The 21,306-nt window shown below is 58.9% G+C and carries 22 protein-coding genes; all 22 read right to left on the reverse strand.

The window, feature by feature from the left end; translation table 11 throughout:
• Window position 1: 1 nt before the first annotated feature.
• On the reverse strand, window positions 2-562 hold the full coding sequence (locus ACST81_RS20245) for a hypothetical protein (RefSeq protein ID WP_438750161.1): 561 nt from the start codon (window positions 560-562) through the stop codon (window positions 2-4).
• Window positions 562-930, reverse strand: a complete 369-nt coding sequence (locus ACST81_RS20250; RefSeq protein ID WP_438753720.1) for a hypothetical protein — start codon at window positions 928-930, stop codon at window positions 562-564. Before ACST81_RS20250 ends, ACST81_RS20245 begins: the two co-directional genes overlap by 1 nt.
• A 104-nt stretch (window positions 931-1,034) precedes the next feature.
• A complete protein-coding gene (locus ACST81_RS20255; RefSeq protein WP_438750162.1) occupies window positions 1,035-1,598 on the reverse strand; it encodes a rod-binding protein in 564 nt (187 codons plus the stop codon).
• 118 nt (window positions 1,599-1,716) lie between these two features.
• Window positions 1,717-2,130 (reverse strand): hypothetical protein, encoded by a 414-nt coding sequence (locus ACST81_RS20260; RefSeq protein ID WP_438750163.1) that lies wholly within the window; start codon window positions 2,128-2,130, stop codon window positions 1,717-1,719.
• Between the two features lie 7 nt (window positions 2,131-2,137).
• Entirely contained in the window at window positions 2,138-2,890 is a 753-nt protein-coding gene (gene fliR, locus ACST81_RS20265; protein WP_438750164.1) for a flagellar biosynthetic protein FliR, read from the reverse strand.
• On the reverse strand, window positions 2,887-4,974 hold the full coding sequence (flhA, locus tag ACST81_RS20270; protein WP_438750165.1) for a flagellar biosynthesis protein FlhA: 2,088 nt from the start codon (window positions 4,972-4,974) through the stop codon (window positions 2,887-2,889). Before flhA ends, fliR begins: the two co-directional genes overlap by 4 nt.
• 165 nt (window positions 4,975-5,139) lie before the next feature.
• Window positions 5,140-5,406: a flagellar biosynthesis protein FliQ gene (gene fliQ, locus ACST81_RS20275; RefSeq protein WP_325465252.1), complete on the reverse strand. Its 267-nt coding sequence runs from the start codon at window positions 5,404-5,406 to the stop codon at window positions 5,140-5,142.
• 6 nt (window positions 5,407-5,412) lie between these two features.
• Window positions 5,413-5,829: a flagellar hook assembly protein FlgD gene (gene flgD, locus ACST81_RS20280; protein ID WP_438750166.1), complete on the reverse strand. Its 417-nt coding sequence runs from the start codon at window positions 5,827-5,829 to the stop codon at window positions 5,413-5,415.
• Window positions 5,820-6,269: a flagellar biosynthesis repressor FlbT gene (flbT, locus tag ACST81_RS20285; RefSeq protein WP_325465250.1), complete on the reverse strand. Its 450-nt coding sequence runs from the start codon at window positions 6,267-6,269 to the stop codon at window positions 5,820-5,822. The genes flgD and flbT overlap by 10 nt, the downstream gene beginning before the upstream one ends.
• Window positions 6,266-6,613, reverse strand: a complete 348-nt coding sequence (gene flaF / locus ACST81_RS20290; RefSeq protein WP_325465249.1) for a flagellar biosynthesis regulator FlaF — start codon at window positions 6,611-6,613, stop codon at window positions 6,266-6,268. Before flaF ends, flbT begins: the two co-directional genes overlap by 4 nt.
• 37 nt (window positions 6,614-6,650) lie before the next feature.
• A complete protein-coding gene (locus ACST81_RS20295) occupies window positions 6,651-7,694 on the reverse strand; it encodes a flagellar hook-associated family protein (protein ID WP_438750168.1) in 1,044 nt (347 codons plus the stop codon).
• A 2-nt stretch (window positions 7,695-7,696) separates the two neighbouring features.
• A complete protein-coding gene (gene flgK, locus ACST81_RS20300; RefSeq protein ID WP_438750169.1) occupies window positions 7,697-9,190 on the reverse strand; it encodes a flagellar hook-associated protein FlgK in 1,494 nt (497 codons plus the stop codon).
• Between the two features lie 28 nt (window positions 9,191-9,218).
• The gene (locus tag ACST81_RS20305; RefSeq protein ID WP_438750170.1) at window positions 9,219-10,427 is read right to left on the reverse strand and encodes a flagellar hook protein FlgE; all 1,209 of its coding nucleotides are present in this window, start codon (window positions 10,425-10,427) and stop codon (window positions 9,219-9,221) included.
• A gap of 112 nt (window positions 10,428-10,539) precedes the next feature.
• The gene (gene rem, locus ACST81_RS20310; RefSeq protein ID WP_438750171.1) at window positions 10,540-11,211 is read right to left on the reverse strand and encodes a transcriptional activator Rem; all 672 of its coding nucleotides are present in this window, start codon (window positions 11,209-11,211) and stop codon (window positions 10,540-10,542) included.
• 280 nt (window positions 11,212-11,491) lie between these two features.
• On the reverse strand, window positions 11,492-12,058 hold the full coding sequence (locus ACST81_RS20315; protein ID WP_438750172.1) for a transglycosylase SLT domain-containing protein: 567 nt from the start codon (window positions 12,056-12,058) through the stop codon (window positions 11,492-11,494).
• Window positions 11,994-13,940: a flagellar hook-length control protein FliK gene (gene fliK, locus ACST81_RS20320; RefSeq protein ID WP_438750173.1), complete on the reverse strand. Its 1,947-nt coding sequence runs from the start codon at window positions 13,938-13,940 to the stop codon at window positions 11,994-11,996. The genes ACST81_RS20315 and fliK overlap by 65 nt, the downstream gene beginning before the upstream one ends.
• Window positions 13,937-15,250: a chemotaxis protein MotC gene (gene motC, locus ACST81_RS20325; protein WP_438750174.1), complete on the reverse strand. Its 1,314-nt coding sequence runs from the start codon at window positions 15,248-15,250 to the stop codon at window positions 13,937-13,939. Before motC ends, fliK begins: the two co-directional genes overlap by 4 nt.
• Window positions 15,251-15,255: 5 nt before the next feature.
• Window positions 15,256-16,455 carry a MotB family protein gene (locus ACST81_RS20330; protein WP_438750175.1) on the reverse strand — a complete coding sequence of 400 codons (1,200 nt, stop codon included), beginning with the start codon at window positions 16,453-16,455 and terminating at the stop codon, window positions 15,256-15,258.
• Window positions 16,452-17,129 carry a hypothetical protein gene (locus ACST81_RS20335; protein WP_438750177.1) on the reverse strand — a complete coding sequence of 226 codons (678 nt, stop codon included), beginning with the start codon at window positions 17,127-17,129 and terminating at the stop codon, window positions 16,452-16,454. Before ACST81_RS20335 ends, ACST81_RS20330 begins: the two co-directional genes overlap by 4 nt.
• A 472-nt stretch (window positions 17,130-17,601) precedes the next feature.
• Window positions 17,602-18,579 carry a flagellin gene (locus ACST81_RS20340; protein WP_438750179.1) on the reverse strand — a complete coding sequence of 326 codons (978 nt, stop codon included), beginning with the start codon at window positions 18,577-18,579 and terminating at the stop codon, window positions 17,602-17,604.
• Between the two features lie 334 nt (window positions 18,580-18,913).
• Entirely contained in the window at window positions 18,914-19,891 is a 978-nt protein-coding gene (locus ACST81_RS20345; protein ID WP_438750180.1) for a flagellin, read from the reverse strand.
• A gap of 273 nt (window positions 19,892-20,164) precedes the next feature.
• Window positions 20,165-21,142, reverse strand: coding sequence for a flagellin (locus ACST81_RS20350; RefSeq protein ID WP_438750181.1), 978 nt, complete (start codon window positions 21,140-21,142; stop codon window positions 20,165-20,167).
• Window positions 21,143-21,306 lie beyond the last annotated feature (164 nt).

The raw sequence follows: 21,306 nt of genomic DNA on the forward strand, positions 1-21,306 counted from the left end.
CTCAGTGCCCGGCCGAGGCTGCCTTCTCCGGCAGCACGTCATGGGCTGTCTGGCCATTCTTGTCGACGATCGGCACGGGCTTGCGCTGTTTTTCGTTCGCCGCATTGGCAATGCGGGCAACATCGGTCTTCGACAGATATTCGAGTTGCTCGACCAGCACTTCGAAGATGACCTCGTCGCGAAGCTGCTTGTTGAGGCCTTCCTTCACCGCCGTCTTGAAATGGGCGAGGTCGAAACTGTTGGAATCGCCGACATTGATCAGTTTCTGACCGACGAGAATGTCGAACAGGGCGTTGGTCACCGATTCCTTCAGTGGAATTTCCAGGTTCTTGGCCTTGGCCTTGTCAACCGCGAATGAAAGCTTCGTCAGGAAATAGCCCTGCACGCCGCCGTCGGTGATGACAGGCACGGTAATGAGTTCACCCGGCACGTATTCCTGCAATGCCCGGCGCTCGGCCTCCGCGTCCGACACGATGGGCGCGGAAGCATGCTGGATCGAGAAATACACGGATCCAAGCGAGACCGCGCAAATCCAGACGCCGGTGACAACGAGTTTGAGCATCAGACGTCGCCGTACCGGAACTGCTGTTCGGAATAGATGCCATCCGCGTCCGCATCCTGAACCGCGGCCTTGAGGATATCGACAACCGAGCGGCAAGCCTCCATATGCGCGTTCACCTTCTGGGAATTCGCCATGAGCTTGGTCTTGATATGCTTGGTCTGCGCGACGAATGCTGGCGAAATTTCGTCCGGCGATGCATCGCGATGCAGCATCGTCAGTTCATACAGGCAGCGGCTCTTGCGGGCGTTCGACGACTTCAGATCGAAGGTCGGATCGACGCCGATCCGCATGCTCTCGTTGTCGAGGATCATTTCGAGGCGCCCCAGCACGTTCTGAATACGCACGTCACCCGCTGCAACAACTTCCATCACTTCGCTCCCGTTGGCGCTGGCTGCACGCGGGTCGTGGCCCTTGGCGTGATGCATGCGCGAAACTTCTGTATCAGGCTAACCCAGGCCGTAGCCGGGATATCCTACTGCTGTTCGGTCTTGTCTTCCGTTCCCGTGAAGTCGGCGACCGCCTTGCGTTGGTATTCCTGAACCATGCTCATCGCGACATTGCTGTCGTTGCCGCCGAGCGAGGCGTTGACCCGGTCGGTGCCGTCGGATCCGACGATCCGATCCGTCACCATGCTCTTGGCGATGCCGATGCCGTCGCCCTTGGCCATGGTATTGCCGATCTGCTCGGCCATCATGCTCTTCCAGATATCGCCGGCCGTGCCCTTGCCGTAGACTTCCTCGCTCTCGGCCGGAAGCATCGACTTGACGAAGTTCTGCAGCACCATGGCTTCGAACTTGCGATAGGTCTCGGGAATTTTCTTGGCTTCGGCGCGGTTGTTGATGTCGCCGAGGCTATTGGTCGGGCTGTTCTGAAGAACCGCAACCGTATTGGCAAAACCGTTTCCATTTTCGGCGAGGCTCGTTGCCTGGAAGGCTGCGCGGTTGGCCTTCAGCCGCGCCTGCGCTTCCTGAACCTCAGCCGGATCGGCGGCGCGGACGACATCCAATACCAGGTCGCTTGGAGGAGAGATTGCCATGCGGTGTCCTCTTGATCACGGAGATCACCCGGCGATTCCTTTCGCACAGGATAATTCCGCAATTTCAACAGTTTGAACGATTGGCCCGGACGCAGACGCGACCGATCCTGAAGCCACACTATGAGTGGTCAACCTTACCGGAAGCTGGTGACTTGCTCATCACATGCTGGTCCACCAGATCGTAGATCGCATTGTCGGCACTCTCGCGGTCTTCGAGAGCCCGCGCATCCTTCATGTTTTCTTCCAGCCGGTCACCTTTCACGCGCTCCTTGAGGACGCGGGTCTCGTGCACCTGCTGGATGCCGAGCAGCATCTGGTCCTTCTGGGCGAGGCGACCGAGCTGCGACGAATAGTGTCCGGAAAACATCGCATGCAGCGGGCTTGCCGACCCCATGGCGTCGACCACGACGTCGATAGTCTCCGCAAGTTCACGGCGCTGCCTGGAGGTTTCTGCCAGTTCGCTTTCCGCCATCTGTTCGAGATGACGCTGGACGGCGACGAGGCGCTTGAGCTTTTCGGAGCGGGTTTTCATGTCAGGGTCAACTCCCTTGCATCATCGGGGCAAAACCATCCGCGAACAGTTTCAGCATGGCGGCGATGCCGAGATAGAGCAGAAACATGCCACCCATGATGAGATAGGGAAGCGAGATGAAATAGAGCGGGATCTGCGGCGCCAGCTTGTTGACCATGCCGATGGCGATGTTGAACAAGAGGCCGTAGATCAGGAAGGGGCTGGCCAGCCGCAACATGATGTAGAAAGTGGTTTCGAGGGCATTGGTGAGCGTGATCAGGACGCCCTGCTGGTCGAAGCCGCTGCCCAGCGGCATCACCGTGTAGGAATCGACGACGCTCGCCAGGATGACATGGTGGAAATCCAGCATGAACAGCAGCATCAGGCCGGCAAAGCTGATCAGGTTGGTCAGCTGGTTTTCCGGCGTGTCTTCGAGCACGTCGTTGGCCGGCGGCGCGTTGAAACCCATCATCATGGTGACGACCGTTCCGGCGAACTGCAGCCCCAGCACATAATAGCGGGCGATCAGCCCGATGACGCTGCCGATCACGGTTTCGGTGGCAACGATATAGATATAGGTATGCCCCTTGCCGGAAATCTGCGGATAGATCTCGTTCCACATGATCGGCAGGATCGCCATGGACACGGCCACGGCGACGAAGAGGCGGATCTGCACCGAAACGCGCGCCGTGGAAAATCCCGGCATGACCATGATGCAGGCACCGATCCGGCAAAATGCGGCGAAAAGCGCCAGCACCGTGCCTTCAGGATCGGAAATCATGAAATCGAGCCAATGATCTTGATTTCGAGGCCCTTGGCGAGCTCGACATGGGACAGGACCGGCAATGTGGCAAACAGGCGCTCGATGATCATCCGGACATAAGACCGGGATTCGGGCGAACTTACCAGCACGAATGGCATGCCGCGATCGAGATGTTCGCGGATCACCTTGGTCGCCTGTTCGCTGAACTCTTCCAGATGGCGCGGGTCGATATCGAACTCGACGATTTCGCCCTTGGCGTCGCGCTTCAGCGCCTGGTGGAACACCATGTCCCACTTGTTGCCGAGGCGCAGGACACGCAGCGTACCGTTGTCGGCGAGATCGCCGCAAAGCTGCTGCGACATGCGGACGCGAACATGCTCGACGATCTGTTCGGTCTTGCGGACATGCGGCGCGAGTTCCGCGACGGCTTCGAGAATGAGGTGCAGGTTGCGGATTGAGACGCGCTCGGCGAGCAGCAGCTTCAACACCGCCTGCAGGCCGGAATAGGACATGTGCGAGGTGCAGATTTCGTCCGCCAGCTTGCGGTATTCCGGATCGAGGCGCTCGATCAGGATCTTCACGTCCTTGTAGGACAGAAGCTGCGGCAGGTTGTTGCGGATGACTTCCGACAGATGGGTCAGGACGACCGAGACGTTGTCGATCGGGTGGAAACCCTCGCGCTTCAGATCCTCGGTGAATGCCTCCAGGATCGAAACCGCCGGCATGCCGAATGCGGGTTCGCGGATATCGTCCCCCGGCAGGCTTGGTTTGCGACCGCCGCCGGTGACGACGATGACTTCGCCGACACGCACCGTGTTGGAGGCGATCGTCGTGCCGTGAATGCGGACATGATAGGCCTTGTCGGGGATGGCGATATCGTCGGACACCTTAATTTCCGGAACGATGAGACCGTACTGGCCGGCAAACTTGCGGCGCATTTTGCCGACCCGGAAGGCAAGCTCCTGATGAGCGCCGAGAAGACGGGTCGACACCTGCTTGCCGAGCAACAGCTCGATTTCCGCCGTCTTGAGGACCGACTTGACCGAGTCCTTCTCCGTGTCGGTCTTCTGCTGCGCGGTCTGCTGTTCCTGCTCGTGCTTGATCTTGTTGGCAGCTTCGAGCCGGCGGGGAATGACGTAGCTGATGAATGCCATGCCGCCGCCGAGGGCCGCGAACGGCAGGAAGGGAAGGCCCGGCATGAGGGAGAGCATGATGATCAGGCCGGATGCGACCATGAGCGCGCGTGGATAACCGGCCAGCTGGTTGACGACGGCCTGGTCGGTCGAGCCCGACGTGCCGCCGCGCGACACGAGCAGGCCGGCGGCCAGTGAAACGATCAGCGCCGGAATCTGCGAGACCAGACCATCGCCGACCGAGAGCTTGACGAAGACATCGGCCGCTTCGCCGATCGACATGTCGTGGCGAACGTAACCGATGATAATGCCGCCGAAAACGTTGATGGCGGTGATCAGCAGGCCGGCGATGGCATCGCCGCGAACGAATTTCGAGGCACCATCCATGGAGCCGAAGAAGGAGCTTTCCTCTTCCAGCTCGCGGCGGCGGCGCTGCGCCTCCTTCTCGTCGATCAGGCCGGCTGACAGGTCGGCGTCGATCGACATCTGCTTGCCGGGAATGGCGTCGAGGGTGAAGCGGGCGCCGACTTCCGCGATACGCGTCGCGCCCTTGGTGATGACGATGAAGTTCACCGTGATCAGGATGAGGAAGACGATCAGGCCGATGACGAAATCGCCGCCCATGACCAGTTCGGCAAAGCCGGCGATGACGCCGCCGGCGGCGTCATGTCCCTCGTGACCATGCGAAAGAATGACGCGCGTCGTCGCGATATTGAGCGACAAGCGGGTCATGGTCGAGATCAGCAGGATGACCGGGAAGGAAGAGAAATCCAGAGGCTTCTGAATCCAGAGGGAAACCATCAGAATGAGCACGGAGAACGCGATGGAAAAGGCCAGCCCGATATCGATCAGAAACGGCGGAATCGGCAGGAAGAGGATCGACAGGATCGCGACGATGCCGAGCGCGAAGCCGATATCCCGGCCTTTTGGCGCGAGTTTCGGGATGACGAGTGCAGGTGGTTGTGCCATCGGAAATTCCGTCTCTTCATGAGAGGCGGACAGCATTCATACCTGCTGCCCATACTAGGCGGCAGATTTAACGCCCCAAGCTTGCGCGAGGGTGGCATCCAGGTCGGAAAGAGAGGGAAGGCATTTCCAAGAGCAACGACGCCCGCGAAACGGGCATCCGGATCGTCAGAATCCGCTTTGAATGCGGGAAAAGACGATATTCGTGAAGATCGATATCTGCGATCCGACGAAGGAGGCCGAAAGTGCGACCGTCACCAGAACGGCGAGGATTTTCGGTACGAAGGTCAGGGTCATTTCCTGAACCTGGGTCAGCGCCTGGATGAAGGCGATGACGACACCGACCACCATGGCGGCGAGAACGGCAGGCCCGGAGGCGACGACCACTGTCCAGATCGCCGCCTGCACGATATCGAGGGCATCTGCCTCATTCATGGGCGTTCACTTTATGGTAACGCCGGGCCCGATAACCATTTCTTCCTTGTTATCGAGAACGGCAATGATTCCATCGGAATATAGCTTTACTTCCGTGACGACGCCAGTCGTCTTGCCGTCGGCGCTGGTCACCGTCTTGCCGATCACCGCATTGGCTTCGCTGAGCGACGTGCGCTGAAGCAGGCTTTCCAGGTTGGTGTTCGTCTTGATCGTCTGCTCGACCTGCGAGAAGGTGGCAAGCTGCGCGATCTGCTGGGTCGAATCCATCGGCTCCGTCGGATCCTGGTTCTTCATCTGCGCCACGAGCAACTTCAGGAAGCTGTCGTAGTTCAGGCTGGCCGAGGCAGACGCGTTTGACGCGTCGGAACCCGTTCCCGTCGTGTTTGACGCTGCCCTGTTCGCCGAAACGCCGCTTACCGCCATGGTGCGATCTCCTTGCGGATCTGCTCGATCGTCGCAGGAGTGATCTCCTGGCTGTTGAGAATCCGGTCCTCGGCAGCATAAAGGCCGCGAATGGCCTTCAGTGCGTCAAACGCACGGCCCTGCGTCACCATGCCGTCGATCCGCTTCAATTCCGAAACGATATCTTCGTTCTTGAAGCAGTTGAGCAGCATGATCACCGACTTGCGGAACATGATCGTCGACTGCTCCGCGCCTTCCGGGTTGATCAGGATCATCTGAGCGATGAAATAGAGCTGCTTCAGCGGCGTGTTGGCATCTTCCGGCTGCAGGACGTGGTTTTCGAGCAGGAACGTCACGTCGTTCAGGAATTCGACCGCGACCTTGCGATCGACACGCAACACCGCCCCGTTGACAAAAATCCGTTCGCCCGACTTCAGCGAGATACGCAGTGTGCTTTTCATTTGAGTCCATCCCTGATGATGGTTGTGATATCGATGATGCCCTGGAAATTCGAGGACTCGCGCTTGCGGATCTTTTCCGTCTCGCCGAGTATCCAGATGGCTATGGAGATGAGATTGGCGCGCAACTCATCGTTCAGCTGGTTGTCCGAGGCCCGAAGATCCTCGATGAACCGGATCCAGACCCGCCTTGTGTAGTAGATCGCCTCGATCGCTTCCCTCGAGTAACCCTTCTGCGTTCTTGCGGCTGCAAGCAGCGCAATGGAGCGGTCGAGTACTTGCCGTTCGCGATCCTTGGAGTCGGCGACGCCGTCCTCCATAATCTCGGCGTATGAAAACTGATACATTCAGACATCCTTCATGTTTGTCCTGGTCCTCACCGCATCAGAGGAAATTTATCAAACTCAGTTGCTGAAGCCGCGACGTCAGCGTGTAAGAGGTCTCGATCTGGGTCAGAAGCGTGTTCATGCGCGTCGATGCCTCGTAAGGGTCCACGCCCTCGATGTCGTTGACATGCGTCTGGATCAACTTGATCTGGCCATCGAGCGAAGTGTTCGCCTTCGTGACCCGGGATTCGGAGATGCCGAGCGTGCTGCTTTCCTTGATCAATCCAGTGGATGCTTGCTGGGCGTAATTCTGAGCTGACATATTGACCACGGTTCGGACATCCGACGCGAGGTCCAATCCGAGCAGTTCGGTTGTTATAACCGCTGCAAGCGCGAACTTGCGCACACCGTCCGAGTTGGCGTTGGTGGTACTCGGAACCACTTCATTGGCGCTAATCCGGCTTATGATGTTTTGATCGGAAGCACTCGACCAATCCGTAGTCCACTGCGACCCCGTATACATGCCTTCGACAATACCAATAAAGTTCGTCATCTGCGCGGCAGTGATTTCACTGTCGTCGGTAATGCCGTTGGCGAGTTTGAAGGCACCGAAGGCATCATCGAAGGATATTTTTGCCGGTGAACCCGCCGTGTATTCAGTAAGCGGCATCACGTCGGTGTTTATGCCCGACAACAGGAATTCACCATTGAACTGAACGTTGGCGGCAGCCGAGAATGCCTGGAGTGCACCGTTGATGTCGGTTTTGGCGATCGAGAGACGCGACGCGTCGTCGTTGCCCAACGTTGCAATCAGCGTGGTGTTGATCTGTTCTGCGGCCTTGCGCATGGTTTCAAGCGACATCTGCGAGGCCGACAGTCGCTGCGTCACGACTGCGTTTGTGTCTTTGAGGTTCTCAAGACGAGCGAGTTCGTTTTTCAAACTGACCGCACGCGAAGACGTGGCGCCCAGTTCCGCGCCCGCGTCGGCAAACTTTCCCGTCGTGACTTCCAGCTGTAGCTTGATGACTTCCAACTGCCCCTGCTGGATAGTCGAGCGCATGGCATTTTGAACTGCCAGGTTGGAAACGTAGGATGTCTTCATGATTACCTCACCGTATCCAGAAGCGTCCTCAGCATTTCATCAACGGTGCTGAGCAACTTAGCGGATGCCTTGTAGGATTGTTCCAGATCGAGCATCAGCGACAGTTCTTCATCAAGGCTGACGCCGGTCAAATTGCTGAGAGCCTGCTGTGTCTGCGACAGCATGGCGGATTTGTTTTCGTTTGCCGTGGTTGCGGACTTACGCAACTGTTCCAGCCAGCCGATCGACGAAGAGGCGTATGTCATGATCGTGCCTTCCGAGCCGAGCCCCGCAGCAGGATCGAATGTCACTTTGGGATCAGCCATGCCGGTGATGTAGCTGTCCAGCAGATCGGTAAAGCCCGCGGAGCCGGAACCCGCCGCTGCCGGTGCCGAATTGAAACCGCCATCGCGCAGCTTGGTCGGGGATTGCTCCGCCTCGGGGTTGACGATCAATGTCGATGCCAGCCCGACGATATGGCCGGCATTGGCAGCCGTCGCTCTCGCCTCCGTGGCCAAGGCGGTATCCGCAGGTGTCAGACCAATATCATCCGAGCTCATGAAAAGCCCGGTTGTCGTGGTGGTTACACCTGCAGTCGTGGTGGTTTGCTCGAAGATCTTGACCAGCCCGCGTGCGATCTCATCGAGTTGAAACTGCATCTGGGGCGCAACGTCGTCGCGGATCTGAAGCAATGCCGAAAGCGTGCCCTGCCCTGTCGTATTGCCATCCGTGCCAGGCTTCAGCGCTCTCCCGTCAACCAGGACAGGGAAACCGGAGTCGGCTGCGGAATAGTTATCTTTCGGTGTGGACGTTACTTTGCGGGCAATGGTTTCGAACAGTACCGTTCCGTCACTCGAATAAACCACCATGTCCGCATTTGAACGCGTGACAGTCGAAATGCCGATGATTTCCGAAATCGATTTCAGGAGCTTGTCACGCTGATCAAGGGCGTCGCTCGCATCCTTGCCAGTGGCAATCGACCCCACGATATCGTTGTTGACGGTTTCGAATTTCGTCAGGTATTCGTTCAGGAGCGAAACCTGAGACTGAATTTCCTTGTCGGCATCGCCGCGTAACCCCTGCAGCGTCTCCGAACTGCTTTTGAGCGAATTCGCAAGATCTTTCGCATCCGCAACCGTCGAGGATGCGATCGTGATGTTGCTCGGCGACGCCGCGAACGTCTGCAGGCTCGACTGGAACGTTGCGAGATAACTCGACGGCGACGACGGATAGTCGTTTCCACCGAACAATGATTGCATCCGTTCCAGCCCATCAAGAAGGCGGGACTGCGACGAAGTGGCAGAAATATTGTTGATATTCTGTTTGAACAGCGCGTCGTTTTGCGCCCGCTCGATCTTGATATAGTACGAGCCTTGGGAATCGATGCCCATCAGGGCGAGACGGCGCACGTAGTCTGCGTTGCCGGAATTGGCGATATTCTTCGATACGATGGCAGTCTGCTGCCCCGTATTGCTGAATATCGTTTGGGCCGTTGAAATTGCGGCAGCGAGCGACATGCGCAGTCCGTCCCTTAATATTTACTGATCAACGCTTCAGGTTCACGAGAACGTCCAGCAGGTCGGCGCCTGTTTGGAACACTTTCGAGTTTGCCGTGTAGCTACGCTGGGATTCGATCATCGCCGTCAGTTCTTCCGCGATATCGACGTTCGAGCTTTCCAGTGCGCCGGAGATGATGTTGCCGAAGTCGCCGGAGCCGGCAAATCCGGTGACGATGACGCCGGATTCGGTGCCCTGCGAATAGACGTTGCCCGACTGCGGCACGAGGTTGTCCGGGCTTTGAACGTTGGCAAGAGCGATACGGTAACGCGGCTCGAGCTTGTTGTTCTCGTACTTGACGTAAACGATGCCGTCGTCGTCGATCTGGAAGCCTGCGACCTTGCTCGGCGCATTGCCGTCAATGGTGCCGCCGTCCGGATTGAACTTGTAGCCCAGCTGGGTGGTCTCCGCGAGGTCGATCGACAGGACGCCGAGATCAGCGCCGGTGCCGGTAAGCGCGGCCATGGCCGTCGTCGAGATCGTCGTCGGAGTTGTCGTCAGGTCGCCAGCCGAGTTGAATTCAAGCGTCTTCGTGCCGAGCGAGGTGCCAGTGTCGCGATCGACGACTTCGACCGACCACTCGTTTGCGTCAGTCTTCTCGTAGTTGAAGTCGAGGATGCGCGTGTTGCCCTGGCTGTCATAGACGATCAGCGAGGTGGTCGAGACGTCGCCGATGGCAGCACCCGAAGGCAGGTTGGCGCCCATCGTTCCAGTGGACGAACCCTTCGCGACCAAACCGTCGGAAGCGAGGTTGACCTTGCTCAGGCCGTCGAAACCGTTGACGACGACCGTCGGATCGGAGCCATTGCCGTATTCGTAGCCGAGGAGGCTGTAGCCGGCCGAATTGACGAGGTTGCCGTCGCCATCCTGCGTGAACGCCCCGGCGCGGGTCAGGAATTCCTGGCCGTTGCCGCCCGATACGATGAAGAAACCACCGCCATCGAGCGCCAGATCGGAGCCGGAGGTCGTGTAGACCTTGGCGCCTTCGGTGCCAATGCTGTAGCGGATCTTGGTTTCGACGCCACCGGAATTGTAGGAGCCGTTGGTCGTCGGCAGGATCATCGAGGAGAATTCCGTCGAGGCCCGCTTGTAACCCGTGGTGTTGGCATTGGCGATGTTTTCAGCCACCGCGCCCAGACGGTTTGCCTGTGCATTCATGCCAGAACCACCGGTTCTCATCATTCCGTAAAGACTCATGTCCGATCCTCGTTTTCGTCGTTATGGCAAGACTATGGGGTGGGCCTTGCGTGAACCTGTCTTGAGGGTGGATCGGAATGCCGCCACATCCGAACCACCGGTTCGCAAACGATTATTCCCAGTCGATGCAGTAGCCGAGGAACCGCTTGGAATCGATCGGGTCGAAGCCGAGCTTCTTGCGCAGTTTCTTGCGCAGCTTGCTGATGTGGCTTTCGACGACGTTCTCTTCGACGTCCTCGTCGAAGATGCCGTAAATCGCGTTGAAAATCTGGGACTTGGAAACGCGGCGTCCGCGGTTTGCGACCAGATATTCGAGAATGCGGCGCTCGCGGCGCGGCAGTGCGAAAACTTCACCCTGAACTTCAGGGTCGCGACCGTCGGAGAAGACCCGGATCGGGCCGATGTCGGTGAAGTTCACCAGCGCCTTCAGGCGACGGCGGATAGCCGCAGCTCGGGCCAGTATCTCCCGGGGATGAACCGGCTTGCGCACGACGTCGTCGACGCCGCAGTCGAAGAACGCCAGTGTCTGTTCCAGGGACGGCGAATCGCTGATCGCGATCACCGGTGCGGTGGTCCGGTCCCGGATCGCCCGGGGAAGGGCCATCGCCCGTTCGCCCTGGCCGATCAGGAAGGCTTCGACAGCGTCGATATCGCTGTCGGCAGCCGTGGAAACCCAGTCGCCAAATTCGCTTGGATCAAACCCTTGGGAAGGTACGCCTTCGCGTCCAAACAGGGAAGTATATCCGTCTTTCACGAGCTCACGCTCATCAACCACTACGATCATTCGTCCGCCTCCGAATCAGTATGGTGCCTCGATGACCAAGAGGTACGAATCGGGGGATTCTCGAACAACTATGGAAAGTTAGTGGGTGAAATTAATAGTAGATTAAGATTTCTGTGCCGATTTGAGCTAGATATAGTGGGTGGCTCAAAATGGAGCACTAATTTTTTTGTGGAAACGTTAACGCGTCCTTAAGAATCGGCTTGCGCTCAAATTTTCTCCATATTTCGCGAGGCGTACTTTTGCACGTCATGCTGAAGAAGAATATCTCTTTCAGGTTGTATTATTGACAGAACGCAGACGCGTTGGACGTCCACTTTCCATAGCCTGTCGCGACCAGATTCGCGATCACCCGGCAGACATATTTCTTCTGCGCGGGGTCGTTGTTCGGTCCCGCATGATAGCGGGCGACGGCCATCGTCCAGGTTTCATGCCTGGCGTGAAGATTGGAGAGAAAGCGCGCCGCATATTCGACGTTCTTTCTCGGGTCCAGCATCTCGCTCGGCGATGCAAAATTCTCGCCGTGGAAATGATAATTGATCTGCATGCAGCCCAGATCGATCAGCTTGGCGCCCTGCGCGCGCGCCTCGGCAAAACGCTGCAAGACGCCTTGGGCGCTGTTTTCGAAATAGGCCTTGCCCTCGATATTCATGGCGAAGGGCTGGAGCGACCCCTTGCGCCCCGTCTCGGTCAGGCCGACCGAATAGAGGATGCCCGGAGGAATCTGGTACTTGGCCGCAGCCGCCGTGATCTCGCTTTCGCAGGCGCCGGCGGTCGCATGGGCATTACATATAGACGTCACCAGTCCGGCCAGCGTCAGCCCCAGAAGACGGGTCGCTCGTGCCTTCATTCCCAGTCCACCTTCCGCCGCTTTGCTGCTGGCTGCCATTGTCGTTGCGCTGGCCCCTGCCCTGGGTGGAGCCATCCGCCGACGCCTCGCGGCCCTGCTGGCCGGTCTGAGGCTGCGCCTGCTGTTGTGCCGAGCCTCCGGACGAATCCGGAGCGTTGAAAACGATATTCACCTGGTCGACGGCGAAGCCCTGGGCTCGCAGCGCCTTCACCATGGCATTCTGGTCGTCGCTGAGCTGCCGGAAGGCATCACCCGTCTCGACCTTCAGCTCGACATGCAATTCGTCTTCCTTGAGCCGCAGCGTGGCCGTGACGGTGCCGAGATCGATCGGATGCATCTGGATCTTCAGCGTATTGAGAACCTTGCCTGTGGAGCCTTGCGCCAAAGGTCCAGCCTCGGTCGATTGCAGCGCCTTCGCCCATTCCGGGTTGCTGACGATCTGGCTGGTCACCGCGGATGCATTGCCGGTGGGAGCGAGACCGAGATATCGCCGGGCTTCCACGACGGTGACGGTTTCGGCCTTGGCGCTGACCGCAGTCACGTCGTTCTTGACCACGGCCTTGTCACCATCCGAGGCAACATTCATCGAAACAGCCTGCCCCTTGCCATCGGCGCGGGCGAAACGGAAAATCTGGTCGGTGTCCGCCGAGGCGGTCGTGCTGGTCGTGCCGGTGTCAGCGGTCGCCGCTGGCTTGTCGGCAGTCTCGGTTTTTACCGTGGTCGCATCCTGTGGCGCGGCCGTGGCCTTGCCGGCGCGATCCGCCAGCGCATGGAATTCCGACAGGGTTGGCGTCGCCTCCGCGTGCGTCGCCGAGGTTGCGGGTGTCGGCGGCGTTTGCGTGCTCAGCAGCGTCAGCAGGTGGCTGACATCCGCGGCGGCCGGCGCGTCGTGATCGGCAGCCTTGGACGCGGCCGTGTGGACCGGCTTTTCGCTCCCGGCGTCGTTCGCCTCCGCCGCCTTCACCACGGGATCCTTGATTAGATCGGCGACCTTCTCGCCAACCGCGGCATTCCCGGCCTTTTCAGCCACGGCGACTGCGTTGGCGCCGATGTGCTGCAGGCTGATGGAGGGCACGTCACGCGCCTTGGCGTCGGGCTTCGACAGCACCGGTGCTGGCTGGAGATCCGTATCGTCGGCAACCGACGGGCCTGGTGTCGGGTCTGACTTCAACTCCGATTTCAGATCGAACACGGGCAGAGGGTCCATACTCACGCGCGTATCGGCGTTCCGAACATCGCTGGAAGCCGTCGGCTTGTTCGCGACGCTGACGTCATTATCCTTCGACATCGGCTTGCGTGGGGCAAACCCGTCATCCTCAGCGAGCCGGAGAGCCGGTTCTTCGCTCACGCCGATTGGAGCCGGACTGACCTTATCGTCATCGGAAATGACGGTCGTCGTCTTTGCGTCGGCTTGTGAATCCGCCTTTGGATCGTCCTTTGCCCGCAGCTTGATTTCCGCATTGGCGATCGGCCCGTCGTGACCCTTGGACTTGCCGGCGATTGCCGCGCTGAGCGCAGTCTCCGTCTTCACATCCGCCTTTGCATCGTCCTTCGCCCTCAGTTTGATTTCCGCATTGGCGATAGGTTCAGCATGAACCTGAGACTTGCTGTTGATCGTTTCATGCTGCAACGTCGTCGTCTTGGCGGCGCCGGCCGTCAGCTTTTGCGCAATGGCGATATTGGCGCGCGGCGTGGATTCCGCAGCGGCCTTGCCGTCGATTTCGATCGTCGGTTGCTTCTTCTTGCCCGCATCGGCAAAGGCGTTCTCGAAAGCCGAACGCTGCTTGGCTGCATCCATCTCGTGATGCTTGCCGGCCAATTTCGATGCGGATTTGGCGGATCGCAGGTTTGCTGCGAGCAGATTGTCGTCAACCGTCTTCATTTGTCTTCATCCCCCTTCAGGAGAGAATCGATCTCGTCGAGTTTCGACCGACCATTGGTCAGAAACGCATCGAGAACCGGATCAGGCGCGCTGTTTTCCGACGATGCCACTTGCTGTTCCCCGTCCGATGGCCCGGCATATGCGACCGCATCGGATGCCGGGACTGCAAACGGGCTATCGCCGCTGCCCGTCTCTGCTCCGTTTTTCTCCGTTGTCTTTTCCGGAACGACTTTAGAAACAGTCGCTTGCGTCAAGCTTTCTGAATCGGGAGCGCGCAACACTTCCTCAGCGACCACGGTCGCCGCCTGTCGCAGCGCCTCGTCTCGCGGCGAGAGTTCGGCTTCGGGAATGGCACTGATATCCTTGACGGCTTCGAGGATTCCCTTCGACGGGATACCGACGAGACCGGAATAGAGGCTGGCCAAGGCTTTCGGACCGGCATCCGTGCCGTCGGAAAGCGCCTCGGCGCGTCCGGACGCAAGCGTCGCCAGTTCCTGCATGCCGCCGATCGCGGCGCGACGAGCGATGCGCAGGTAGACCTCGCGCTGGCGCGGCTTGTCCATGAAGCCGAGGATTTCCTGGATCTTCGCTTCCGTCTCAGCGCTGTAATTGGCAACGGCGAGCTCGACGAAGACATCGGCGAACTGGCTGGCATAGGGAGAGGCCAGGAAGCGACGGGCATAGGAGAGGGAATAGGCGAAACCCTTTGCCGGGAGGTTGCCGCGTGTCGCCAGCGCAATCGAACGCCGCAGGGCGGCTTCCTCGATATTGGTGCCAGGCGAGGTCAGCCGGGCCCAGTCGTAATATTTCAGCGAGTCGGCGGGATTCTGCATCGCGGTGGCGTTGCCAAGGACGAGGTAGAGATAGGGACCAATCCGCGAATTGCGGTATTCCGAGATCGCCTTCTCGAGATTGGCGACCATCAGGCCACCCTTGCCCGCAAGGTAATGATTGAGCGCATCGATGATGCGGCTGTCGAAATTGCCTTCGAGGTCGTGGTTGGCGAGATAGGAAAGCGTCGCCGGGTTACCACCGCTCATCGCATAGATGAAGGCCGCATCGACATTTCGCGGGTCGTCGAACACCGACGGATCGGCGTCGCGCAGGCTCTTGTCGATCGCAGCCAGCATGAAGCGCTGCATCTCGGCGGCCGAATGATCGCCGAGCACGATGGAATCCTGAATATGCTGCAAGGAACGCAGCATCTTGTAGGGCGGCAGATCCTCAAGCTCGCCTGCATGCGCCGCGAGGCCCGAAAAGGCCCCGATCGCGCTGGCGCAGAGAAGAAGTGTGCGGATCGCCTTCAACATCACGCTCAGCCCTGGTTCGTCTGCAACAGGATTTCGATGCGGCGGTTTGCCGGTGCGAGCGGATCGTTGGTCACCTGCAGCCGCTTGTCGGCAAAGCCACTGATCTGGCTGACGCGGCCTTCGGCAAGGCCACCGCGAAGAAGCATGTAATAGGCACTCTGCGCGCGGTCGGACGAAAGCCGCCAGTTGTCATAGCCACCATTCGTGAAGGGACGTCCGTCGGTATGGCCACGGATGGCGACGCTCCCCTTGCGAGCGGCCAGCAGTTTGCCGATCTTCTCCATGGCGACGACCATGTCCTTCTGCGGCACGGCCGAACCGACGCCGAACATCGGTGCATCACCCTGCTCGCTGATCGTGACCAAAAGACCGCCTTCAGTCGGGGTCACCAGCAGTCCTTCGGACAGCTTGCCGGCGGCGGCGCCGATTTCCTTTTGGATTGCGGCCTTCAGCGCCTCGGCCGCCTTCTCGTCCGGTTTTTGCGAAGCGGCCTTCTCTGCCTCCGCCTTCAATTCCTCGGCCTTCAATTCTTCTGGCGACTTTTCCTTGCCGGCGGCATCCTTTGTGTCGTCGCTTAGGCCATTGCCGGCCTTCGCCTCAAGGCTTTCGCCGCCTTTTTCTGCATTCTGAAGCTCGACCTGCTTCGTCCAGAAGTCCGGATCGAAGGGATCGCGATAGGCTTCGCCGCCCTCGGCGCCCGTGGCCGGGCCCGATGTCGAAGCGCCGCCCTCGCCCTTGGCGCTGATATTCGCCTGCCGGCCGGTTTCGTTGGCGATTTCGGACAGGACCGAATAGGGATTTTCGAAGAAGTCAGCGTCGGAATATTGCGTTTCCTCGCCTGACGTCGCCGTCATGTCGGTACCGCTCTTGGCCGAGCCGCCGGTCTTGGTCTCGGTACCGTCGACCTTCGACTTCATCTGGTCTTCTTCACCCTTGGCGTCCTTGGCTGGCGCCTTGACGCCCTTTTCGGACGGCTTGGCATCGCTCAGTTGGACAGGGTTGAAATAGGAGGCGAGTGCCGCCTTGGTCTGCGGGTTGGCCGCATTGATCAGCCACATGACGAGGAAGAACGCCATCATGGCCGTCATGAAGTCGGCATAGGCGATCTTCCAGGCGCCGCCATGATGACCGTCGTGATGGCCGCCATGGCGCTTGATGATGATGATTTCGTTCTTGCCGTGATGATGGCCTTCATTCTCACTCATGCCAGCACCTTACTTACGGTATCGGCCCATGCGGCCATTCTCGTCACCAAGACGGATTCGCCGAACTCGACCGACAGGTCGATATCGGTGGATTCCTGGTGGCGGAAAATCAGGGTTTCGTCCTTGAGATGACGCTTCAGCGCTTCGAACAGCGGCAGCGGCCCCTTGACATGAATCTTGCAACCCTCGCCGGCATTGATCGTATGGTTGATCACCTGCGCGAGGTCGGCGATCGATTTCTGCTGCAGCACCTGGTCCATGACCGGCGCCAGCACGCGTGCAGTCTGGTCGGACAGCATGGTGACCATCTGCGATCCGATTTCCGAAAAGCGACCGTGGATCATCGCCGCGATCTCGGTGTCGCAACGTGTGCGCATGGCTTCGAGTTCAGCCGCATGACACGCGGTCAGCTTCGCGATTTCCTCGGCGTGCAAGACGGCCTGCTCGCTCTCGGCCTCGCTGCGGCCCTGCGCGAACGCCTCGCGGCGCTCCGCGTCAAGATCGATCTGCGGCTGAGGAGGCTGTTGCAAGATTTGAGGCTGCTGTTTCATCGCGAAAACACTCTCGGTCGAAACATCGTCATCCAGATCCGGAAAATACCGCGGCGGAACGATGGAGAGATCAAGCTTCGGAGTGCTGAAATCCTTCAGATAGCGGGAGATAGATGCGCTCATGGGCGCGCTCCCGTGATCCGGGTCGAGGTCGCGGCCCGTCCAGGCCCCCGCTCGGTTGCCGACAGCATTTGGCCCGGAGACCTGAAAATATAAGACTGTGACACTTCCGGAATGTCTCCTTCAGGACCTTGCAAGCGGCTGATGCCGACAGGCCTGGCCCGAACATTTTCTATCCGTATCGGCTCACTGCCCGGATGACCGGAGGCATGGGGCCGCATACAACGGCAGCGCAACATTCATATTGGCTGGCAACCGGGACGAGGATGGCTGCGGTTGGAGACTATCCGGCCAAACTTGCGCGAAAATGTAGGGTGTTGGACCGCGCTTGGGCAATGAGCGCGGTCCAACCGTTTCCACCGAACCGATGACCGGCGGCGCGGCGGAAGGCCGTGCCCGACGCACCAAAGCGGAGCGACGGTGCGGAATGATGGCAAGGACCGGATTGATGCCCATCGGTCCGCCAGGGTCGCGCTTACTGCTGGAACAGGCGCAGGATGTTTTCGGAGTTGGTATTGGCGATCGAGAGCGCCTGGATGCCGAGCTGCTGCTGCGTCTGCAGGGCCTTGAGGCGGGTCGATTCTTCGTTCATGTCGGCATCGACGAGACGGCCGACGCCCTTGTCGATCACGTCCATCAGGTTGGCGACGAAGTTTTCCTGCATGTCGATGCGGCTGGTGATGGCGCCGAGCGTCGATGCAGCGTCCGTCAAGTTGCTGAAGATCAGGTCGACGGCGCTGATCATGCCTTCAATATCGTCATCGTCTGTCGTGGTGTCGAGTTCGACCAGGACCGAGCCTGACGGCGCCGTGCCGCCTGCAGCGAGAATCAGGTGGTAAGTGGCGTTTGCGGTCGTTGCCGGTGTCGTGCCGACCGGCTGGGCGACTGTGATGCCCTTCGTCAACTGGCCGAGCGAAGAATCCTTCGTGTCGATCAAGATCGATGCGGCAGTGTCGTAATCAAGCGTCGAGACGGAGACGGTACCGTCGGTCGCACGGTTGAAGGATGCCACGATCGACTTGGTTCCGGCAGGCGTCGTCGTCGAATTGTAGAGCCAGTTCTCGCCCGAGAACGATGCCGATTCGGCGGCCGATGCAAGCTGGTTCTTGAGTTCGGTGATTTCCTTGTTGATCTTGGTCTTGTCGACGCCCGGTTCGCGTGCGGCAACCAGCTTGGCCTTGATTTCGGAGACGACCTCGATCGCCGAACTCATGCCGGCATAGGACGTGTCGACCTTCGCCGCGCCCAAGCCGAGCGCGTCCTGAACAGTCGAGAGTGCTGCATTGTCCGAGCGCATGGTCGTCGCGATCGACCAGTAGGCAGCATTGTCGGCTGCTGTCTCGACGCGATAACCCGAAGAGATACGGCTCTGGACCGTTTCCATGTTCGTATTGATAGAACGCAATGTCTGGAGAGCCGCCATCGCGGCGGAATTGGTCAAAATGCTGGTCATGGTCATTGCCCCAGTTCGAAAAATTAAACGGAACATTCCGGATTGAGAACCGGCAGCGACGGGACCAGCGTCATGCAAACTGTCCGATGTTTAGCCCAGGGACAGCCTATCGCTCTTAACGGACACTTAACAGTCTTATGGTTAACAAAACATTAAGGACGTTAGCAAGTCGGTAATGAAAATGAAGAAAAATAAATCTGAATTGCCGAAACGTTAAGACGACTTCTCTTTGAAAACAAACGAAAAAGCCGCGCCTCTTGCGAAGCGCGGCCTTTTGAGTGCCAGGGGCGACGGTGTTGGCCGCCCGCTGTCCTTGTCGCGTTTTCCGATCCGATTAACGGAAGAGCGACAGGATGTTTTCAGAGTTGGAGTTGGCGATCGAGAGAGCCTGGATGCCGAGCTGCTGCTGCGTCTGCAGAGCCTTGAGGCGGGTCGACTCTTCGTTCATGTCGGCATCGACGAGGCGGCCGACGCCCTTGTCAATCACGTCCATCAGGTCGGCCATGAAGTCGTCCTGCATCGAGATGCGCTTGTTGGTCGCACCGAGCGTTGCAGCAGCGTCCGTCAATTCGGTCAGCATCGAGTCAACGGCGCTGATCATGCCTTCGATGTCGTCGTCAGCGGTCGTTGCGCCCAGTTCGACTGCAACGGAACCCGACGGAGCCGTACCGCCCGAAGCAACGATCAGGTGATACGTCGCGTTGGCCGTACCGGTACCGACAGCGGTACCCTGCTCAACTTCAACGCCCTTGGTCAGCTGGCCGAGCGAGGAATCGACGGTATCGATCAGAACCGAGGTTGAAGCGTCGAATTCCAGAATGCCGACAGCGACGTCGCCGGAGGCCGAACGGGTGAACGAGCCGACCATTTCCTTGGTGCCGAGAGCATTCGTGGAAGAGGCGTCGCGATAGAGCCAGTTTTCGCCGGAGAAGGAAGCCGACTGAGCGGTCGAAACCAGCTGGTTCTTGAGTTCGGTCAGTTCCTTGTTGATCTTCAGCTTGTCAACGCCCGGTTCGCGGGAAGCGACCAGCTTGGCCTTGATTTCGGAAACAACGTCGATGGCATTGTCGAGGCCAGTGTAAGCGGTGTCCGTCTTGGCAGCGCCAAGGCCGAGTGCGTCCTGAACCGTGGAAAGAGCCTTGTTGTCCGACTTCATGGTCGTTGCGATCGACCAGTAGGCAGCGTTGTCGGAAGCGTCGCCAACGCGCAGACCCGAGGAGATACGGCCCTGGGTCGTTTCCATGCCATCGGCAATGGAGCGCAGCGTCGAGAGTGCTGCCATTGCAGCCGAATTGGTGAGAATGCTCGTCATAGTAAACTGCCCCTTTTGAACAGGTGAAATGGAAGGGCATTCCGGTCGTTACCGGGAAACAGCAGCCAGCTTCATGCCTGCTAACGCGTTAAATTTCTTGGTTAACCCGCCGTTTCGATGGTCATAGAAAACACCAACATGGTTAAAGAAAACCTAAAGGAGCAAAAACATTTTCGCGGACATAAAAAAAACCGCACCTCTTTCGAGATGCGGTTTTTCCGTCGGTCGCGGACCTGCCGTTTGGGGGGGATGGCCGGCCCGCGCCTTTTTCGATTAACGGAACAGCGACAGGATGTTCTGCGAGTCCGAGTTGGCGATCGAGAGAGCCTGGATGCCGAGCTGCTGCTGCGTCTGCAGAGCCTTGAGGCGTGTCGACTCTTCGTTCATGTCGGCATCGACGAGACGGCCAACGCCCTTGTCGATCACGTCCATCAGGTCGGCCATGAAGTCGTCCTGCATCGAGATGCGCTTGTTGGTCGCACCGAGCGTTGCAGCAGCGTCCGTCAGGTCGGTCAGCATCGAGTCAACGGCGCTGATCATGCCTTCGATGTCGTCGTCAGCGGTCGTTGCGCCCAGTTCGACTGCAACGGAACCCGACGGAGCCGTACCGCCCGAAGCAACGATCAGGTGATACGTCGCGTTGGCCGTACCGGTACCGACAGCGGTACCCTGCTCAACTTCAACGCCCTTGGTCAGCTGGCCGAGCGAGGAATCCTGCGTATCGATCAGAACCGAGGTTGAAGCGTCGAATTCCAGAACGCCGACAGCGACGTCGCCGGAAGCCGAACGGGTGAACGAGCCGACCATTTCCTTGGTGCCGACAGCAGCCGTGGAAGAGGCGTCGCGATACAGCCAGTTTTCGCCGGAGAAGGAAGCCGAAGTTGCCGTCGAAACCAGCTGGTTCTTGAGCTCGGTCAGTTCCTTGTTGATCTTCAGCTTGTCAACGCCCGGTTCGCGAGCGGCAACCAGCTTGGCCTTGATTTCGGAAACAACGTCGATCGCGGCGTTCAGACCGGTGTAAGCCGTATCCGTCTTGGCAGCGCCAAGGCCGAGTGCGTCCTGAACCGTGGAAAGAGCCTTGTTGTCCGACTTCATGGTCGTTGCGATCGACCAGTAGGCAGCGTTGTCGGAAGCGTCGCCAACGCGCAGACCCGAGGAGATACGACCCTGGGTCGATTCCATGTCGGAGCTGATGGAGCGCAGCGTCGAGAGTGCTGCCATTGCAGAAGAGTTTGTCAGGATGCTTGTCATTGGGGTTGTCCCTCTAGATACAAAATACAAGATTGGGGACATACCGGACTGAAATACTTACCGGTAATGGCGGTTCGGCATCATGCCACTCGGCTTCCTGTTGGTCAGAAAGTCCAAATCCGTCATGTGAGGGTAATGTCGCAGCCAAAGCTTTCGATATGTTT

The sequence above is a fragment of the Pararhizobium sp. O133 genome (assembly GCF_051669845.1).
Lineage (GTDB): Bacteria > Pseudomonadota > Alphaproteobacteria > Rhizobiales > Rhizobiaceae > Pararhizobium.

What these genes read in the sequence shown, in the direction of transcription:
- ACST81_RS20245 (WP_438750161.1), bottom strand. Translation starts at nt 562, where the DNA reads ATGCTCAAACTCGTTGTCACCGGCGTCTGGATTTGCGCGGTCTCGCTT.
- ACST81_RS20250 (WP_438753720.1), bottom strand. Translation starts at nt 930, where the DNA reads ATGGAAGTTGTTGCAGCGGGTGACGTGCGTATTCAGAACGTGCTGGGG.
- ACST81_RS20255 (WP_438750162.1), bottom strand. Translation starts at nt 1,598, where the DNA reads ATGGCAATCTCTCCTCCAAGCGACCTGGTATTGGATGTCGTCCGCGCC.
- ACST81_RS20260 (WP_438750163.1), bottom strand. Translation starts at nt 2,130, where the DNA reads ATGAAAACCCGCTCCGAAAAGCTCAAGCGCCTCGTCGCCGTCCAGCGT.
- fliR (WP_438750164.1), bottom strand. Translation starts at nt 2,890, where the DNA reads ATGATTTCCGATCCTGAAGGCACGGTGCTGGCGCTTTTCGCCGCATTT.
- flhA (WP_438750165.1), bottom strand. Translation starts at nt 4,974, where the DNA reads ATGGCACAACCACCTGCACTCGTCATCCCGAAACTCGCGCCAAAAGGC.
- fliQ (WP_325465252.1), bottom strand. Translation starts at nt 5,406, where the DNA reads ATGAATGAGGCAGATGCCCTCGATATCGTGCAGGCGGCGATCTGGACA.
- flgD (WP_438750166.1), bottom strand. Translation starts at nt 5,829, where the DNA reads ATGGCGGTAAGCGGCGTTTCGGCGAACAGGGCAGCGTCAAACACGACG.
- flbT (WP_325465250.1), bottom strand. Translation starts at nt 6,269, where the DNA reads ATGAAAAGCACACTGCGTATCTCGCTGAAGTCGGGCGAACGGATTTTT.
- flaF (WP_325465249.1), bottom strand. Translation starts at nt 6,613, where the DNA reads ATGTATCAGTTTTCATACGCCGAGATTATGGAGGACGGCGTCGCCGAC.
- ACST81_RS20295 (WP_438750168.1), bottom strand. Translation starts at nt 7,694, where the DNA reads ATGAAGACATCCTACGTTTCCAACCTGGCAGTTCAAAATGCCATGCGC.
- flgK (WP_438750169.1), bottom strand. Translation starts at nt 9,190, where the DNA reads ATGTCGCTCGCTGCCGCAATTTCAACGGCCCAAACGATATTCAGCAAT.
- ACST81_RS20305 (WP_438750170.1), bottom strand. Translation starts at nt 10,427, where the DNA reads ATGAGTCTTTACGGAATGATGAGAACCGGTGGTTCTGGCATGAATGCA.
- rem (WP_438750171.1), bottom strand. Translation starts at nt 11,211, where the DNA reads ATGATCGTAGTGGTTGATGAGCGTGAGCTCGTGAAAGACGGATATACT.
- ACST81_RS20315 (WP_438750172.1), bottom strand. Translation starts at nt 12,058, where the DNA reads ATGAAGGCACGAGCGACCCGTCTTCTGGGGCTGACGCTGGCCGGACTG.
- fliK (WP_438750173.1), bottom strand. Translation starts at nt 13,940, where the DNA reads ATGAAGACGGTTGACGACAATCTGCTCGCAGCAAACCTGCGATCCGCC.
- motC (WP_438750174.1), bottom strand. Translation starts at nt 15,250, where the DNA reads ATGTTGAAGGCGATCCGCACACTTCTTCTCTGCGCCAGCGCGATCGGG.
- ACST81_RS20330 (WP_438750175.1), bottom strand. Translation starts at nt 16,455, where the DNA reads ATGAGTGAGAATGAAGGCCATCATCACGGCAAGAACGAAATCATCATC.
- ACST81_RS20335 (WP_438750177.1), bottom strand. Translation starts at nt 17,129, where the DNA reads ATGAGCGCATCTATCTCCCGCTATCTGAAGGATTTCAGCACTCCGAAG.
- ACST81_RS20340 (WP_438750179.1), bottom strand. Translation starts at nt 18,579, where the DNA reads ATGACCAGCATTTTGACCAATTCCGCCGCGATGGCGGCTCTCCAGACA.
- ACST81_RS20345 (WP_438750180.1), bottom strand. Translation starts at nt 19,891, where the DNA reads ATGACGAGCATTCTCACCAATTCGGCTGCAATGGCAGCACTCTCGACG.
- ACST81_RS20350 (WP_438750181.1), bottom strand. Translation starts at nt 21,142, where the DNA reads ATGACAAGCATCCTGACAAACTCTTCTGCAATGGCAGCACTCTCGACG.